Consider the following 15776-nt stretch of genomic DNA (forward strand, 5'->3'; position numbering starts at 1 on the left):
CAAAAAACGCAAACGCAGGAAATGAAAATCAGCGGTGGCCATCGACCCCGCCGTGGCGGCGCACCAGCCCCCAGGCGACCAGGGCCGTGCACACGCCCCAGAACCAGATGCCGAAGGCCATGGGCCGGGTGGACTGGCCGTCCAGGTGCAGGCCCAGCCAGTGTCCCATGGCAAAGGCGATGAGCATCATGGTGAAGCCGTTGAGCGCCGAGGCCGTGCCCGCCGACTGCGGGAAGGGCGCGATGGCATTGCTCTGGCCGCAGGGCATGTGCACGCCATGGGCGATCTGGAAGATATAGAAGGGCAGGGCATAGGCCCAGAGGCTGCGCGCATCGGCCAGCGCCGCAATGCCGATGGCCGTGGCCGACAGCAGGCTGGCCAGCCCGGCAATCTGCACGGCGCGCCGCACATCCATGCGCTGCAGCAGCCAGCGGCACAGGAAGGTGCCCGCGATGTAGCACAGCGCATTGCTGCCCATCAGCAGGCCGTAGCCCGTGCGGCTTACGCCCAGCACATGGATATAGGTGAAGGAAGATGCGGCCAGGTTGGTGAACAGGGCCGCATAGGTGCAGCAGGTCAGCAACTGGTAGGACTGGAATCCCGGGTGGCGCACGATGGTGATCCAGTTGCGCGCCAGGGCCAGCGGCTGCAGCGCCGTGGGATTGGTGCGGGCCAGTGTCTCCGTGAAGCGCAGGGCCACCAGCAGCAGGGCCAGCGCACCCATCACGGCCTGGGCCAGCATGGTGGCGCGCCAGCCCAGCGAATCCACCAGCAGGCTGCCGCTGACGGGGCTCAGGAAGGCGATCACGCCCAGCCCGGTCAGCGCCTTGGACATGACCTGGGCACCCAGGTGCGGCGCGAACAGGTCGCGCACCATGGCGCGCGCACACATCACGCCGGCGCCCAGCGATGCCCCCTGCAGCGCGCGCCAGGCAATCAGCGATTCCATGGTCTCGGCGCTGGCGCTGCCCAGCGCGGCCAGCACATAGATGGACATGCCGGCCAGCAGGATGGGCCTGCGCCCGAAGCGGTCGGACAGCGGCCCCCAGGCCAGCTGCGAGCAGCCGAAGGCCAGCAGGAAGGCCGTCAGCGTGAGCTGCACCTGGGACACCTGGGTGGAGAAGGCTGCCTGTATCGAGGGCAGGGCGGGCAGGTACAGATCTGTGGCCAGCGGCTGAAGCCCCAGCAGCAGGCCGAGCAGGATGACGACCAGGACGGGGGACATGGCCGGCTGCGCTTGCGCGACGGCGGGAGACAGGGGCGCTGACATAGGCGCCCGAGGGTAGCAGAGAACCCGGGGTGCCGCTGTCCATGCCTTGGCGGCGCATATCCATCTGCGGATTGCGCAGTTGGGAACCGGCCCGCCCCTGCCTACATTGCATTGCAGAGCAACCCGACCCCAACCGAGCAATCAACGCAACTGCGAACAAAGGACCGTGATGGCAACGCCGACCGCTTTCTCCACCATCCCCGCCACCCTGCGCCAGGGTGCCTGCACCGTGCTGTACGTCGCGGCCCTGATCGGCGGCACGGCCCATGCCAATGCGCCCGTTCCCGAAGGTCCGCTGGTCAGCACCGAATGGCTGGCGGCCAACCTCAACCGCGCCGACGTGCGCATCGTCGAAGTCAGCGTCAACCCCGGCCTGTACGAGCGCTCCCATGTGCCGGGCGCGGTCAATTTCTCGTGGCACAACGATCTCAACGACAAGGTGCGCCGCGACATCGTGGGCAAGGAGCAGTTCGAGAAACTGCTGTCGCAGGCCGGCGTGAAGGACGGCACCACGGTCGTGCTGTACGGCGATACCAACAACTGGTTCGCGGCCTGGGGGGCCTGGGTCTTCGACATCTATGGCGTGCAGAACGTCAAGCTGCTGGACGGCGGCCGCAAGAAGTGGGAGGCCGAAAACCGCCCCCTCAACAACCGCGCTCCGGAATATGCGGCCACCACCTACCGCGTGGGCAAGGTCAACACCGCGCTGCGCGCGCGCCTGACCGATGCGCTGGCCTCGGCCGAAGGTCGCAGCGACGCCAGGCTCGTCGACATCCGCTCGGCCGACGAATACCAGGGCAAGGTCTTCGCCCCGGCCGGCGTGCCGGAGCTGGCCATCCGCGCCGGCCACATCCCCGGCGCCGTCAACGTGCCCTGGGGGCAGGCCGTGCGCGAGGACGGCAGCTTCAAGTCCGCCGAAGAACTCAAGAAGCTCTATGCGGGCGTGGGCATCGACGGCAGCAAGCCCGTCATCACCTATTGCCGCATCGGCGAGCGCTCCAGCCACACCTGGTTTGCGCTGTCCAAGATCCTGGGCTACCAGGTGCGCAACTACGACGGCTCGTGGACCGAATACGGCAACTCCGTGGGTGTGCCGATCAACAACCCGGCCGGCACGATCTGGGCCGCGAAATGATCCCGCCGTCGATCAACCTGTCTTGAAGGCGGGGGCCGGGCGAGGGGTGTCAGTGCTCTTGGTTCGACGGATCAGGTGCGTGACGTGTGGCTTTGGCAAAAGCTCGGCTCCTTTGGGGCCCGCAGACTGCGGGCCCTTTTTTTATGCGCGGATGGCAACAAAGGGGGCAGGAATGACAAGCGTGACCGGTGAGCACACGCAGAACGTGAATGGCAGGCACAGGGCAAGGGACTGGACCAGATGGCTGCCCCTGGCCGCCGTGCTGGCCGCAGCCTGGCCTGTGGCGGCGCAGCTGCAGCTGCAAGGCGGCGGGCGCACCCTGGTCTTTGCGCTGGCGCTGGGCCTGCTGCTGGGGCTGGTGCTGCAGCGCTCGCGCTTTTGCTTTTACTGCCATGCGCGCGACTGGTTCGAGTTCGGCGACCCGCGCGGCGTGCTCTCCATCCTGCTGGCGCTGGCCGTGGGCTCGGCGGGCATGACCGTGGTGCTGGGCAGCTGGGTGGCCGTGCCCCAGCCCGGGCAGTTGCCGCCCGACATGCACATAGGTCCCGTGAGCTGGGTGCTGGTCCTTGCGGGCCTGGCCTTTGGAGCGGGCATGTCGGTCTCGGGCTCGTGCATCAGCGCCCACTGGTACCGGCTGGGCGAGGGCTCGCCCGTGGCGCCGTTTGCCCTGGTCGGCACGGGCCTGGGCTTCGTGCTGGGGTTTCGCAGCTGGAACCCGCTGTACAGCCTGGCCATTGCCGATGCACCCGTCATCTGGCTGCCGGCCCATCTGGGCTATGGCGGCGCGCTGGCGCTGCAACTGGCCGTGCTGGGCCTGCTGGCGGCCTGGGTCTGGCGCATTCATGGGCGCTCGGGCCGCGCACGGCCCCGGCCTGCGGCAGAACCGGCGCAGCCACCGGGCCTGCGCCAGCTGTGGCTGTCACTGTGGCAAGGCCGCTGGAACGCCGCGCTGGGCGGCCTGGCCGTGGGCCTGATCGCGGCCGCCGCCATCGTGCGCATGCGGCCGCTGGGAGTGACCACCACGCTGGGCAGCACCGTGCGCGGCTGGGCCCAGGCGGGCGGCTGGGTGCCCGAGCGCCTGCACGGCCTGGATACCCTGGGCGGATGCGCCACGGCCGTGCTCAACAGCCTGCTCACGCCCCATGCCGTGCTGCTGCTGGGCCTGGTGGCCGGCGCCTGGGGCGCCGCCGTGGCCAGCCGCCAGTGGACGCCGCGCCGCCCCACCTGGCGCGATGCGGCTCGCGGCCTGGCCGGTGGCGCCTTGCTGGGCTGGGGCGCCATGACGGGGCTGGGCTGCACCATTGGCACGCTGCTGTCGGGCAGCATGGCAGGCGCGCTGTCGGGCTGGGTCTTTGGCGCGGCCGTGTTCACGGCGCTGTGGCTGGGATTTGTGTTGCGGCGCTGGCTGCACGAGCGTGCGGGAGCGCAGGGGCTTTGACCTGCAGCAGTAGGTGATTGCCGAGTGACAGGCGAGAGCGGCGCCTGAAACAGGCTTTCTGGCCATTGCTTGTCCTAGGCTTTTTTCTGCCAGTTTTCAGAGGAGACCGCTGCCAATTGCGGGCAGCTCAGTCCTGGAAATCTCTGGAAAATAGGATTTACGTGCCCAATTCATTGCTCCTATTATTTTCCTTTCAGAAGGAAGGGAGCGCCTTTCACAGGCGAAGGAGCCAATGACATTCAGGATAGACATCCATGCGCCATTGAGCCGCGCAGGGCGTTTCCACGAGTTGAATGGGGCAGTGGAGCGGCCACCGGCCATCCGCTCGGATACATGAGCTGCGGGCAACTGGTTCCCGCCTTCATTGCCCTCAATCGCCTGAAGCGGTCCAGGGACCTGTGCAAGGCTGTCGTGCTTGTGGGCTTCAACAAGGTATGCGGCACCCGGGACTTCGACAACGAACTGGACCGCAGGGCGCTGTGCGAGTTGTTTTGCTGCTGCATGACCGGCGGCCTGGGCCAGCGCTGCGTGGCCGGCGTGGTCATGCAGGCCGATGGGTTTGAAGGCTACCGGGGCTACTACAAGCAGGAAGTGCCGTACCTGAACAGAGCACCTGTCATGTCGCGCAACGAGCCCGTGCGCCCCACGCGCAGCCGGCCTGCGGGCTCGCGCATTCCGGATGTGGTCGTGGTGAAGAACCCGCGCCTGCCGCCTGTGCTGGACAACGTGCAGCGGGTCTATGAGATGAAGTTTCCGGGGGATGGCTTTTCCAATGCGGAAGGGACAGACGGCAGGACACAGCATCAGGCCTATTCACATATTTTTGAAGACAAGTTTCTCAAGGATGCCTTGGACGCCGGAAGCTGCGCTTGCGACAGCGATGGAGAAAGTGCGAACGAAGGCGTGTTGAACCAGGCAGCGCGATGGCAGGCCAACAGGGAAAAGGCCATCTCTTTGGCAGAGCGGGTGAACAAGGATACGGCGGCGGCCGTCGGGGCTGCGGCCGGTGCATCCGCACTGGGGAGGGCACTGCGAGGTGTTGGTGCGGTAGGGAGCGCACTGGCGAGATTCCTCGGGTTGTCATTCTGAAGTTGATGGATTGGATTGAGTGAAATATGGAGGATGGATATGGCAAAAGACTTCAACAAACCTTTGAGCACCAGAGAACTGCAAAAAGCCACCGTGGCGACGATGGATATTCTCAAGGCGCTGGTATTACAGAATCAATTTGGACGTATTTGTGCAAGAGCAGGCTGGACGATCGAGATGGTGTTCCATGACGGGGATTCATTGGCCGTGCGTGAGCGTGCATGGGAAGTGGTCGATCTTTTTTGTGAGGCTGTAGGGAAGGAGAAACTGGTTTATTGGTACGACGGAATGCCTGCCATGCTGACCAGCGCGATAGCACAAAGAAAGTTGGCTGCAAAGAAGCAGAAAAGCTTTGATAACCCAAAAGGTTATGCCCTGATATTTCATATGGCTTCGGGTAAGCCAAATCCTCCTGAGGTGTGGGAGAATAATGCGCAAGACTTTCGCCTTTATTGCCGTATTGAGAATGATGAAGGTATTTGGTATCGTGAGAGATATGGGTCGATAAAAAAGGGCCCGGCCATGTCTTTCATTCGCATGGCATTTCCCGCGTGGTGGATTATGGATCAACCGCCAGAGCGCAATGTGGGCCGCCTCACCACCCAGATTGTGGAGTTGATGCAGCCCTATTGGGCCATTGCAGGTTGGGGCGTCATGCCCGCAGTGGAAGAACGCAATATCGGACCCGACGGCAAAGGGCAGCAAATACTGTATCCCTACCTGCAGCGTTTCCCGGGTTTGAATGCCCTGGGCAGTCTTGCGCTGATGAGCCATGACTTCAACAACGCCATGTACAGCATCAACTGGCTGAGTTTTGTGAGTGATGCCTTGCTGGAAAAGCTGGGTGGTCGGGATGCGGTGCGCAAGCAGGTTCAGGCCAGCCAGTATCTTTCGGCTGGGGATGTAGGCAACTGTCTGGGGATACGGGCAGGAGATTTCCCAGGACTGGGGGATATGGACCAGGGGCTGACGCTGCCCGCCTTTGGCGAGGCGGCACGCCTGCTCAAGCCTTTGCGCGCCAGATCCCGGCTCAACAACTTCATCGGCCCGCCGCCTTCGGGGTCCAATGATGAACATGCGTGGCTGCTGGCATGCGATGCCTACATGAGCCGGTTTGATCTGTTCTGACCCATGCAGGCACTGCAGCTGAATCCTGCCGGGCCAGCCGGCAGGACGGGTTTTCGGGTCGGGCGGACCTAGTCCGCGTCAACCCCTAGCAGCAAATCCGTGATCTCGTCCGGATACCGCTGCCGGTTGCCGTCGATGAGCACGCAGCCGGGCGCCTCGGGGTCGGGCCTGGCCAGGGGCATGCCGTGGTCGATAAGGGCCTGGGCGCAGCCCAGCCAGTCGCCGCCGCCGGGTTCCGTGGATTCGGGCCGGTTCAGCGATGCCCAGCACAGGGTTCCTGCGCAGTTGTCGCCATAGGCGTGGCGTTCGGTCCACTGTGCGCCGTGCTCCAGCAGGAAGCGCGCCATGGCGGCATCGCCACGGAAAACGGCCTGGTTCAGTGCGGATGCATCCCAGTCGCCGCCGCGCGCAGCGATGGGCCAGCCCAGTTCCACCATGCAGCGCACGGCCTCCATGCGGCCCAGGGCTGCCAGTTCGGGCAGCATGCGCAGCTGCTCGTGAGACAGTCCTTGCAGCAGACCCGGGTGGGACGCGAGAAGCCCTCCGGCCCGGGCCCGGTCGCCCATGGCGCAGGCGGCTACGAACTGTTCTTCGGGCGTGGCGGTTTCAGCGCCCGTGGACTGTTCCAGCAGGACGGCCACGTCTGCCAGGCCAAAGCGCCGTGCCAGGCGGGCGGCGCCCAGGCCTTGCGGTGTGCGGGTGGCCGGGTCGGCTCCTGCATCCAGCAAGGCCTGCACGTGGGCGGGCGAGCGCAGCCGGCGTATGGCCCACAGCAGCGGGCGGCCCCATTCGCCCTGGCCGTTGTCCTCGTTCGGATCGGCGCCGTGGTCCAGCAGCAGGCGCAGGGCCTGCTCATCGTCCAGGTCCAGCACGCGGAACAGGGCATTGCTGCCCTCCACGCGCGCGCCCGCCTGCAGCAGCAGCCGCGTGCATTCGCGGCTGGCCGGCGTGCCTTCCAGAGAGTGGTAGAGCGATTCGCCGTCGTTGGGGTCGGCCCCGGCCTGCAGCAGCATCTGCGTCAGTTGCGCATCATGGTTCTGGCCTGCTGCGCCATAGAGTGCTGACAGCCGCTCGGTCTCGGAGGGCGCCTGCAGCGAGGCCGGCGGCCAGCGATTGCCCACGGTCTGCAGCGGGTCGGCGCCCGCGTCCAGCAGCCAGCGCGCGCAGGCGCGCAGCGGCTCGGCGAACTCGGGCAGACGCAGCAGGCACGAGTGCGTGACGGCGACCAGCGGCGGCAGTCCCAGCGGCCCGCCTGCGCGCTGCAGCCAGCCGGGATCTCTGTGCGTGGCTTCGCGCAGCGCGGCCAGGTTGCCGATGGCGCAGGCCATCCAGGGATCATTGCCCGGCAGCTCCGGCCGCTCGTCCAGCAGGCGCCGGGCCAGCGCGGGCTGCGCGCGGTGCGTGCCGCCCGCCACATCGCCGGCATAGACCAGGGCCAGCCAGTGCAGCCGGGATGTCTCTAGGTCCGCCGCCAGGCGCTGGCATGCCTCGACGTAGCCTGACAGCTCGCTCCATGAGGCGAAACCGTGCTCGCGCGCCACGGCGGACTGGGCGTCGTGCAGCCGCAGGTCCATGGCGGCCAGCGCCTCATTCGTGCGGCCCCGGGCAGCGGGCAGGTGGGCGCGCAATTGCTCCATGGCCTGGGCCGAGCCTGCGCGATAGGCGGCCAGCAGTTGCTTGGCCTGTTTCTTGAGATGGCCCATGTCGGGCCGGGCGGGAATGCGTTTCACAGGGATACCTCCGTGCACGAAGGCCAATGACCTGCAGCTTGGCGCACAAAGGCATGTGGCAAGAGAAAAACGCCGAGAGGCGCATACAGGTGGGTTCAACCCTTCCCGCAGGTCCGGGTGCGGCCTGCACCGCAAGCGCGGATGTTATCGCAAGGCGACAGTCATCTGGGTGACAGCCGGCAGCCCCTGCTTGCGGGTTCCTACCCGCATGGCGGGCCAGTTGTCTGGCATAGGCTGCGTCGGCACTCCCCCTTGAAACGGATTTTTTGCGCGCGTTCCCCTTCAAACCTTCATCCCAAGGAGACAGTCTTATGCGAGCCCTGCGTTGGAATCGTTGGAAGTATCTCGGTCTGCTGGCGGTCACGGGCCTTGCGGCCTGCGGCGGGGGGGACGGTGATGCGCCCGAGGAAACCCGGGCCCAGGACAGCCGCAGCTTTGCGCCGGCCAATCCTTCTGCCACCACGTTCGATGCGCTGGCGGCTGCCGCTGGCGACACGGTGGACAATGCCAGCACCAGCCGCTGGGCCGGAGTGCTGGAAGGCGCGGCCTACCGCATCGAGGTGCCGGCCAACTGGAATGGCCGCCTGGTGATGTATGCCCACGGCTATGCGGGCGAGGGCAGTGCGCTCAACGTCACCAATCCGTCCATACGCCGCTACCTGATCCAGAACGGCTATGCCTGGGCAGCATCCAGCTACAGCAAGAACTACTACGACGTGCGCGCCGGCGTGGAGGACACGAACGCGCTGGCGCTGGCCTTCAACCGCCTGGCCGCATCCCACGGCCGGCCGCTGGCGCAGCCGCAGCGCCTGTACATCACCGGCCATTCCATGGGCGGCCATGTCACGGCGGCGGCCATCGAGGCCGAAGCCCAATCAACGGCCCGCAACAAGGTGCGCTACCAGGGCGCCGTGCCCATGTGCGGCGTGATGGGCGATACCCAGCTGTTCGACTACTTCGCGGCAGCCCAGGTCACTGCCCAGGCCCTGGCGGGCGAGGCCCAGCATGCCGTCACCGACTGGGCGGCCATCCAGGGCAAGGTGACATCGGCCCTGTTCACGACCTTCCCGTCTGCACCTACCGCGACGGGCCGCGCCTATCTGTCGGTGATCCAGAATCTCACGGGCGGTCCGCGCCCGCTGTTCGACCTGGGTGTGGCCGTGGGCGGCTCGTTCGCTCCGGTCTGGGGCGTGTTCGGTAGCGACGGCTCGGTCAACGGCATCCTGAACCGCAACGTGACCGATACCAACCGCTTCACCTACCGCATCGATGGGGATGCAGCGGCCTCGGCCGCGCTCAATGCCGCCGCGCAAAAGCGCACGGCCGCGCCCGATGCCAACCGGCTGCGCCGCGACGGCCTGCGCTGGATTCCCGTGAGCCCAGGCGACATCGGCATTCCCGTGGTGACGCTGCACACGCTGGGCGACCTGTATGTGCCGTTCAGCATGCAGCAGATCTACCAGCGACGCGTGGCCGACAAGGGCAAGGACCGTTGGCTGGTGCAGCGCGCCATCCGCGGCGCATCGCACTGCGACTTCACCGTGGCCGAGCAGGTGGAGGCCTTCGATGCCATGGTGCAGTGGGAGCAGGGCGGCGCCAAGCCGGGCGGTGACGATGTGCAGACGGCCGCCACGGTGGCCGCGCCGACCTATGGCTGCCGCTACACGCGCAACACCGTGGGCCCGGATGACAGCACCACCACGCGGCAGTTGCGTGCCGTGATCTCGCAGAACGCGGCAAGCTGCCCGTAGCGCGGAAGGCGGCGCAGGCTGCGCCGCTCAGCGCGGGCTTGCAGGCGCGGTGGGCGCCTGTGCGAGCAGGCGCAGCCCGAACAGCTCGCCCAGCGCCTGCCGGTATTGCTCCATGGCGCGCGACTGGGTGTTGTGGTGGTTGCCGCCTTCGATGAGCACAAAGCGCTTGGGCTCGCTGGCCGCGTCGAACAGCTGGCGGCCCAGCGTGGCGGGGATCAGCGGGTCGGCGCTGCCGTGCACGACCAGCAGCGGCGAGCCTATGCCGGCCACCTTGTCGATGGAGGCAAAGCGCTGGGTGATCAGCGGCCCCACGGGCAGCCAGCCCCAGCGGAAGCTGCGGACCACGTCGGGAATGCTGGTGAAGGTGGCCTCGACCATGACGCCGGCCTCATCCTGGACGCTGCGCGCCAGGTCGATGGCGATGGCGCCGCCCAGCGAATGGCCGAAGATGAAGCGCGGCCGGCCCGGAGCGTGCCGGCCCAGCCAGTCCCAGCCTGCGCGTGCGTCCTCGGCGGCCGATTCCTCGGACGGCAGGCCGGCGCTGCTCTTGCCAAAGCCCCGGTAGTCGATGGCCAGCACCGAAAAGCCCAGTTCGTGCAGCCGCCGGATGCGCGGCGAGGAACCGGCAACGTTCCAGCGCGCGCCATGCAGGTACAGCAGCACGGGGGCGTTGCCGGCCGTGGCCGGCTGGGGCAGCCACAGCGCATGCAGGCGGGCGCCGTCCTGCGTTGGCATGTCGATCCAGACATCTTCCATGCCGGCCGTGTTGGCGCCGGGCCAGCTGCGGTCGCTGGGCTGGAAGATCCATTCGCGCTGCTTGGTGTCCAGCACGGAGCAGCCGCTGGCCGCCAGCAGCGCGGCCACGCCCAGCGCTGCCGTGAGCCGGTGCAGGCGCCGTCGGGGCCACAGGTGGGAAAGCAGTGAGGGCATGACGCAACAATGGATGCACGGGCCGGCCAAAAGTTCAGCGCCGCTGCCGTGCCGGCCGGCGCTGTCATGGATTGGCGCTATTCTTGCCGCTGGTCCGCAGGCTGTCCTGGCTGCACGGGCCTCTCCCCACTGTTGATGAGTGAACCTGTATGCCGATACGCCTGGGCCTGGCCGCCAACCGAATCCACCACCAAACCGAGGATGCCGCACTGTTCGGCTGGCTGCGCGCCTGCGAGTCCGGCATCCGCGAGCTGCAGCTGGGCCTGCATGCCGTGGGCCGCACCTTCGATGCCATCCAGGCGGCCGGCATGCTGGCGTCCTACCGGGGCCTGCGCCGCTATCCCTATGGCCGCGAAGGCGGGCTGATGAAACTGGTGGCCGAGGTGGTGGGCGTGGAAGGCGACGAGCGCACCATCGACGGGGCCATCTATTTCACCGACCCGGTGGATCCGTCCTCCATCTTTCCCGAGGCCGTGGCGCTCAAGCGCCAGTGCGTGATCCATGGCAAGCCCTTCCTGTCCACCGTGGCCTCGGCGCGGGACTGGGTCGAGATGGAGCGCATCCAGGCAGGTCTGCCCAAGGATGCCGGTGCGCAGCGCTTTCACGACTACGCACAGCAGACGCTGGCGCTGATCGCCCACGATGCGCTCAAGCCCACCATGCTGGATTTCGCGGCGCGCAACTTCGAGCTGCTGTCGCGCTTTGGCCGGCGCGTGGGCACGGGCACCACGGGCCAGCGCCTCAACGAAATGGCCTGGAGCCGTGGCTGGCCCGAGGACCGGCCCTGGGTGGACCGCTACAACAGCGGCCCGCTGGGCGGCGATGCGCAGATCGCCGACCTGGTGCTGGACCGCCGCTGCCAGCGCGTGATCTTCTTCGAGGACCCGCATGTGGCGCGCCAGCACGAGGCCGACATCCAGCTGCTGGAGCGCGCCGTGACCACGGTGACGCACGACACGGTCTGCACCACTTCTCCGGCCGTGGCGCAGCGCTGGTGCGATGCGGCCTTGATGCGCCGCTGAATGCCCCACTAAAACCTTCGTCGCGCAGACGACAGCCTTGCGGCCTGCGGGCGGGCGAACACCCGTGACCGGCCGGGGGCTTTCTGCAAGACTGGCCGTTTCCAAAAACCAAGGAGACAACGATGGTCAGTCCGCTCTTTCGGCGTTCCCGGCATGCCATGGCCCTGCTGGTGCTACTGCCCGGCTGGGTGGCGGCCCAGGCACAGGCCCCCGCAGCGCCCGCGCTGCCGCCGCCCGACAGCGTGCGCCTGGAGCAGCTGGGGCTGATGCAGGGCTTTCCGCCGGCCGCCGACAAGCGCGTGGACGTGTCCAACGGCTACCGCTATCCGCAGCTGCGCTGGGTGGTGCAGCACCTGCGCGAAATCCAGCCCACGCAGAACATCCGGCGCGGCGCGGCGGCGCCCTCGTCACTGCCCGAAGCGCCCATGGCCCTGGGCGGCCTGCGCTTTGACGACGACAAGGGCCAGCCCATCACCGTGGACCAGTGGCTGGACCGCACCTATACCGACGCCATCGTGGTGCTGCACAAGGGACGGGTGGTCTTCGAGCGCTACCAGAACCAGATGCAGGCCAGCTCGCCCCACCTGCTGTTCTCGGTCACCAAATCGTTCACCGGCCTGATGGCCGCGCAACTGGCCCACGACGGGCGCATCGACCCCCAGGCCCTGGTCACTAGATACGTGCCCGAGCTGGAAGGCTCGGCCTGGGGCGACATGACGGTGCGCCAGGTCATGGACATGACCGGGGCCGTGCGCTTTCGCGAGGACTACACCGACCCCAAGACCGAGATCTTCGGCTACTCCTGGGCCTCGGGCATGCTGCCGCGCCCGCCCGGCTACGCGGGGCCGACCAATGTGTACGACTTCCTCAAGACGCTGCCCAAGGAAGGCACGCATGGCGAGGGCTTTGTCTACCGCACCGTGCATTCCGAGGTGCTGGGCTGGATCGTCTCGCGCGTCACGGGCCGGCGCTGGAGCGATCTCATGAGCGAGAACATCTGGCAGAAGCTGGGCATGCAGGAAGACGCCTATGTGATGGTGGACAGCACCGGCACGCCGCTGCAGGGCGCGGGCCTGAACGCCACGGCGCGTGACCTGGCGCGCGTGGGCGAGATGCTGCGCCTGGGCGGCAGCTTCAACGGCCACAAGATCTTCGACAAGGCGGTACTGGACGACATTGCGCGCGGCGGCGACCGCGAGCAGTTCAAGTTCCGCGGCATCCAGGCCGCGCGGCCCGGCTACAGCTACCGCAACCAATGGTGGGTACTGCACAACGCCGATGGCGCCTACGAGGCCGCCGGCATTCACGGCCAGTTCATCCACGTGAACCCGGCCGCGCAGATGGTGGTGGTCAAGCTGTCATCGCACCCGGTGGCGGGCGCGGCCTTCACGCATGCGCTGACGCTCAAGGCCTGGGCGGCGCTGGCCGATGCGGTGCGCGACAGGTAAGGCGCGCGAATCCATCTCTTTCCATGAAAAAAGCCCATGCAGCAGGCTGCATGGGCTTTCGTCAGGGATGGGGAGCGCTGATGCTCAGATCACGCCCTGGGCCAGCATGGCATCGGCTACCTTGACGAAGCCGGCGATGTTGGCGCCGTCGATGTAGCTGACCGTGCCGTCCTCGCGCTTGCCGTACTTCAGGCAGGCGGCGTGGATGCCTTGCATGATCTGCAGCAGGCGGGCATCGACTTCCTCGGCGGGCCAGGACAGGCGGGCCGCGTTCTGGCTCATCTCCAGGCCCGAGGTGGCCACGCCACCGGCATTGCTGGCCTTGCCCGGTGCGTACAGCACGCCGGCCTTCTCGAAGGCCTTGGCGGCTTCGATGGTCGAGGGCATGTTGGCGCCTTCGGCCACGCAGACCACGCCGTTGGCGATCAGCACCTTGGCATCTTCCTCGGTCAGTTCGTTCTGCGTGGCGCAGGGCAGGGCCACGTCCACCTTCAGGTGCCACGGCGTCTTGCCGCGCAGGAACTCGGCGCCCACCAGCTTGGCGTACTCGTCCACGCGGCCGTAGCGGTGGTTCTTCACGTCCATCAGGATGGCCAGCTTCTCGGTGGTGAAGCCGTCCTGGTCATACACGGTGCCCGAGGAGTCGGAGACCGACACCACCTTGGCGCCCAGCTGCATGGCCTTCTCCACGGCGTACTGGGCCACGTTGCCCGAGCCGGAGATGGAGACGGTCTTGCCTGCGAAGGACTGGCCGCGCGTGGCCAGCATTTCCTGGGCGAAGTAGACGGTGCCGTAGCCGGTGGCTTCGGGGCGGATCAGCGAGCCGCCGAAGGACAGGCCCTTGCCCGTGAACACGCTGGCGGCGCTGTTGGACAGCTTCTTGTACATGCCGGCCATGAAGCCCACTTCGCGGCCGCCCACGCCGATGTCGCCTGCCGGCACGTCGGTGTCCGGGCCCACGTGGCGGAACAGCTCGGTGACGAAGGCCTGGCAAAAGCGCATGACTTCAGCGGGGCTCTTGCCCTTGGGATCGAAGTCCGAGCCGCCCTTGCCGCCGCCCATGGGCAGCGTGGTCAGCGCGTTCTTGAAGGTCTGCTCGAACGCCAGGAACTTGAGCACCGACAGCGTGACCGAGGGGTGGAAACGCAGGCCGCCCTTGTAGGGGCCGATGGCCATGCTGTGCTGGATGCGGAAGCCGCGGTTGACCTGCACCTGGCCCTTGTCGTCGGTCCAGCTCACGCGGAACATGACCACGCGCTCGGGCTCGACCAGGCGCTCCAGCAGTCCGTGCTCGGCGTACTTGGGGTTCTTCTCGATGAAGGGCCACAGGCTTTCCATCACTTCGGTGACGGCTTGCAGGAATTCGGGCTGGCCGGGATTGCGTTGCGCGACTTCATCAAGGAACTGGCCGACGGACTCGTACTTCATGGAAAAAACCTCTGACTAAAAACGGCTGCGGGGAGGGGTGAGTGCAAACCAAGATTATGCCTAAAAGTTATGCCGTCATGCATCGTTTTGGTGAGCGGCGCCCGAGCTTGGTGCCTTCGTGCCGTGTTTCGGTGCATCTTCAGAGGGGATTGACGGTATTTGGTGCATGGCAGAAAGCTGCGTGCAGCAGTGGGCGGGCAGGCAGGCTCCTGGATCGGCCGTATCCGGTGGCGTGCATGGTCATGGCGAATGGGAATGGCTGGCGCCATGCCCGCTGACATGAAGAGTGGCTGGGAAGGCCTTGCAGCCGGACGGGGCTTGGGCCCGCCCGGCCATCCCATCGCCGGCCTTTCAGCTGCGCTGCAGCTGGGGATGGCGCGCGAACAGGTCGGCCGCCCAGTCCACGAAGGCCCGCACCTTGGCGCTGAGGTGGCGGTTGGGCGGGTAGACCACGTGAATGGGCAGCGGCGGCTGGGTCCAATCGGGCAGGACCTCGACCAGTTCGCCGCTGTCGATCAGCGGCTGGGCAAAGGCCGTGACCAACTGCGCGATGCCAAAGCCCGCCAGCACGGCGGCCGTGTAGGCATTGCTGTCGTTGGCCGCGATGCGGTAGTTGCCCGCCACCTCGATGGATTCATCGCCCCGCTGGAATTCCAGCGGGTACATGCGCCGCGTATGGCCCGAGAAGAAGGCGACGATCTGGTGCTTCGTATCCAGTTCGGACGGATGCTGGGGCACGCCATGGCGTGCCAGGTAGGCGGGCGAGGCCACGGTGACCCAGTTCATCGAGCCGATGCGGCGCGCCACCAGGGACTGGTCGCTGAGCTCGCCCCCGCGGATCACGCAGTCCACGTTGTCGCTGATCAGGTCCACCAGGCGGTCGCCCACGCCCAGGTCGATCTGTATGTCGGGATAGCGTTCGCAGAATTCGGTCAGCGCCGGAATGATGATCAGCCGGGCCATGGAGCTGCCCACGTCCAGCCGCAGCCGCCCGCTGGGCGCGGTCTGGGTGTTGACCATGCTGGCTTCGAGATCGTCGAAGTCGTTGAGCAGGCGTGCCGCGCGTTCGTAGTAGGCGGCGCCATCGGGCGTGACGGTGACGCGCCGCGTCGTGCGGTTGAGCAGCTTGACGCGCACGCGCGCCTCCAGCGCCTGGATCTGTTTGGTGACCGTGCCCTTGGGCAGGTCCAGCGAATCGGCGGCGCGGGTGAAGTTGCCGGCTTCCACCACGCGAACGAAGACACGCATGGCCTGGATCTGGTCCATGGAAAGTTGCTCCTGCAGCGCCCGGCAAGGGAATGCCGGCTCGGCGGAATTCTCACATGCGCGGTATCGGGCGATTGTTCGTGAAACGGAAACAGAGCGATGGCTGCGTTGCTATTTCAGACATGGCCGGCGCCGCCTATA

At 66.8% G+C, this 15776-nt stretch carries 12 protein-coding genes; 7 read left to right on the forward strand and 5 right to left on the reverse strand.

All coding sequences use genetic code 11. The annotated features are described in order from the left end of the window. Positions 1-28: 28 nt before the first annotated feature. Positions 29-1225, reverse strand: coding sequence for a multidrug effflux MFS transporter (locus ACF8ME_RS20495; RefSeq protein WP_047472926.1), 1197 nt, complete (start codon positions 1223-1225; stop codon positions 29-31). A gap of 214 nt (positions 1226-1439) precedes the next feature. On the opposite strand from ACF8ME_RS20495, the gene ACF8ME_RS20500 reads away from it, so the two are divergent. The 4 genes from ACF8ME_RS20500 to ACF8ME_RS20515 all read left to right on the forward strand — a co-directional run bounded on the left by ACF8ME_RS20500 (position 1440) and on the right by ACF8ME_RS20515 (position 6060). Continuing rightward, complete coding sequence (locus ACF8ME_RS20500; protein WP_392418005.1) at positions 1440-2405, forward strand: sulfurtransferase; 966 nt, start codon at positions 1440-1442, stop codon at positions 2403-2405. Positions 2406-2577: 172 nt separating this feature from the next. Continuing rightward, positions 2578-3843: a YeeE/YedE family protein gene (locus ACF8ME_RS20505; protein ID WP_046988803.1), complete on the forward strand. Its 1266-nt coding sequence runs from the start codon at positions 2578-2580 to the stop codon at positions 3841-3843. Between the two features lie 333 nt (positions 3844-4176). Next, a complete protein-coding gene (locus ACF8ME_RS20510; RefSeq protein ID WP_047217353.1) occupies positions 4177-4932 on the forward strand; it encodes a hypothetical protein in 756 nt (251 codons plus the stop codon). Positions 4933-4971: 39 nt separating this feature from the next. Further along, positions 4972-6060 carry a type VI immunity family protein gene (locus tag ACF8ME_RS20515; protein ID WP_160852130.1) on the forward strand — a complete coding sequence of 363 codons (1089 nt, stop codon included), beginning with the start codon at positions 4972-4974 and terminating at the stop codon, positions 6058-6060. A 68-nt stretch (positions 6061-6128) separates the two neighbouring features. Here the strand turns inward: ACF8ME_RS20515 and ACF8ME_RS20520 are convergent, their stop codons facing one another. After that, positions 6129-7790: an ankyrin repeat domain-containing protein gene (locus ACF8ME_RS20520; RefSeq protein ID WP_392418007.1), complete on the reverse strand. Its 1662-nt coding sequence runs from the start codon at positions 7788-7790 to the stop codon at positions 6129-6131. Between the two features lie 311 nt (positions 7791-8101). Here ACF8ME_RS20520 and ACF8ME_RS20525 point away from each other — a divergent pair, with 311 nt between their 5' ends. Continuing rightward, entirely contained in the window at positions 8102-9541 is a 1440-nt protein-coding gene (locus ACF8ME_RS20525) for an alpha/beta hydrolase family protein (RefSeq protein ID WP_392418008.1), read from the forward strand. Between the two features lie 27 nt (positions 9542-9568). Here the strand turns inward: ACF8ME_RS20525 and ACF8ME_RS20530 are convergent, their stop codons facing one another. Continuing rightward, complete coding sequence (locus ACF8ME_RS20530) at positions 9569-10471, reverse strand: alpha/beta hydrolase (RefSeq protein ID WP_392418010.1); 903 nt, start codon at positions 10469-10471, stop codon at positions 9569-9571. Between the two features lie 149 nt (positions 10472-10620). Between ACF8ME_RS20530 and ACF8ME_RS20535 the strand changes: the two genes are divergently transcribed. Both ACF8ME_RS20535 and ACF8ME_RS20540 read left to right on the forward strand, forming a co-directional pair. Beyond that, the gene (locus tag ACF8ME_RS20535) at positions 10621-11493 is read left to right on the forward strand and encodes a methylglyoxal synthase (RefSeq protein ID WP_016447679.1); all 873 of its coding nucleotides are present in this window, start codon (positions 10621-10623) and stop codon (positions 11491-11493) included. 122 nt (positions 11494-11615) lie between these two features. Continuing rightward, positions 11616-12941, forward strand: a complete 1326-nt coding sequence (locus tag ACF8ME_RS20540; RefSeq protein ID WP_392418011.1) for a serine hydrolase domain-containing protein — start codon at positions 11616-11618, stop codon at positions 12939-12941. 84 nt (positions 12942-13025) lie between these two features. On the opposite strand, the gene gdhA is transcribed toward ACF8ME_RS20540, so the two are convergent. Together gdhA and ACF8ME_RS20550 are read right to left on the reverse strand one after the other, a co-directional pair. Continuing rightward, positions 13026-14369, reverse strand: a complete 1344-nt coding sequence (gdhA, locus tag ACF8ME_RS20545; RefSeq protein WP_016447677.1) for an NADP-specific glutamate dehydrogenase — start codon at positions 14367-14369, stop codon at positions 13026-13028. 351 nt (positions 14370-14720) lie between these two features. Next, positions 14721-15635 carry a LysR family transcriptional regulator gene (locus tag ACF8ME_RS20550; RefSeq protein WP_016447676.1) on the reverse strand — a complete coding sequence of 305 codons (915 nt, stop codon included), beginning with the start codon at positions 15633-15635 and terminating at the stop codon, positions 14721-14723. Between the last annotated feature and the right edge of the window lie 141 nt (positions 15636-15776).

The sequence above is a fragment of the Delftia sp. WSY_7 genome, from assembly GCF_043104845.1.
GTDB lineage: Bacteria > Pseudomonadota > Gammaproteobacteria > Burkholderiales > Burkholderiaceae_C > Comamonas > Comamonas tsuruhatensis.

Bases quoted from the DNA above. Each gene is read 5' to 3' on its own strand.
- ACF8ME_RS20550 (WP_016447676.1), bottom strand. From the start codon at position 15,635: ATGGACCAGATCCAGGCCATGCGTGTCTTCGTTCGCGTGGTGGAAGCC.
- gdhA (WP_016447677.1), bottom strand. From the start codon at position 14,369: ATGAAGTACGAGTCCGTCGGCCAGTTCCTTGATGAAGTCGCGCAACGC.
- ACF8ME_RS20525 (WP_392418008.1), top strand. From the start codon at position 8,102: ATGCGAGCCCTGCGTTGGAATCGTTGGAAGTATCTCGGTCTGCTGGCG.
- ACF8ME_RS20530 (WP_392418010.1), bottom strand. From the start codon at position 10,471: ATGCCCTCACTGCTTTCCCACCTGTGGCCCCGACGGCGCCTGCACCGG.
- ACF8ME_RS20535 (WP_016447679.1), top strand. From the start codon at position 10,621: ATGCCGATACGCCTGGGCCTGGCCGCCAACCGAATCCACCACCAAACC.
- ACF8ME_RS20500 (WP_392418005.1), top strand. From the start codon at position 1,440: ATGGCAACGCCGACCGCTTTCTCCACCATCCCCGCCACCCTGCGCCAG.
- ACF8ME_RS20510 (WP_047217353.1), top strand. From the start codon at position 4,177: ATGAGCTGCGGGCAACTGGTTCCCGCCTTCATTGCCCTCAATCGCCTG.
- ACF8ME_RS20540 (WP_392418011.1), top strand. From the start codon at position 11,616: ATGGTCAGTCCGCTCTTTCGGCGTTCCCGGCATGCCATGGCCCTGCTG.
- ACF8ME_RS20505 (WP_046988803.1), top strand. From the start codon at position 2,578: ATGACAAGCGTGACCGGTGAGCACACGCAGAACGTGAATGGCAGGCAC.
- ACF8ME_RS20515 (WP_160852130.1), top strand. From the start codon at position 4,972: ATGGCAAAAGACTTCAACAAACCTTTGAGCACCAGAGAACTGCAAAAA.
- ACF8ME_RS20495 (WP_047472926.1), bottom strand. From the start codon at position 1,225: ATGTCCCCCGTCCTGGTCGTCATCCTGCTCGGCCTGCTGCTGGGGCTT.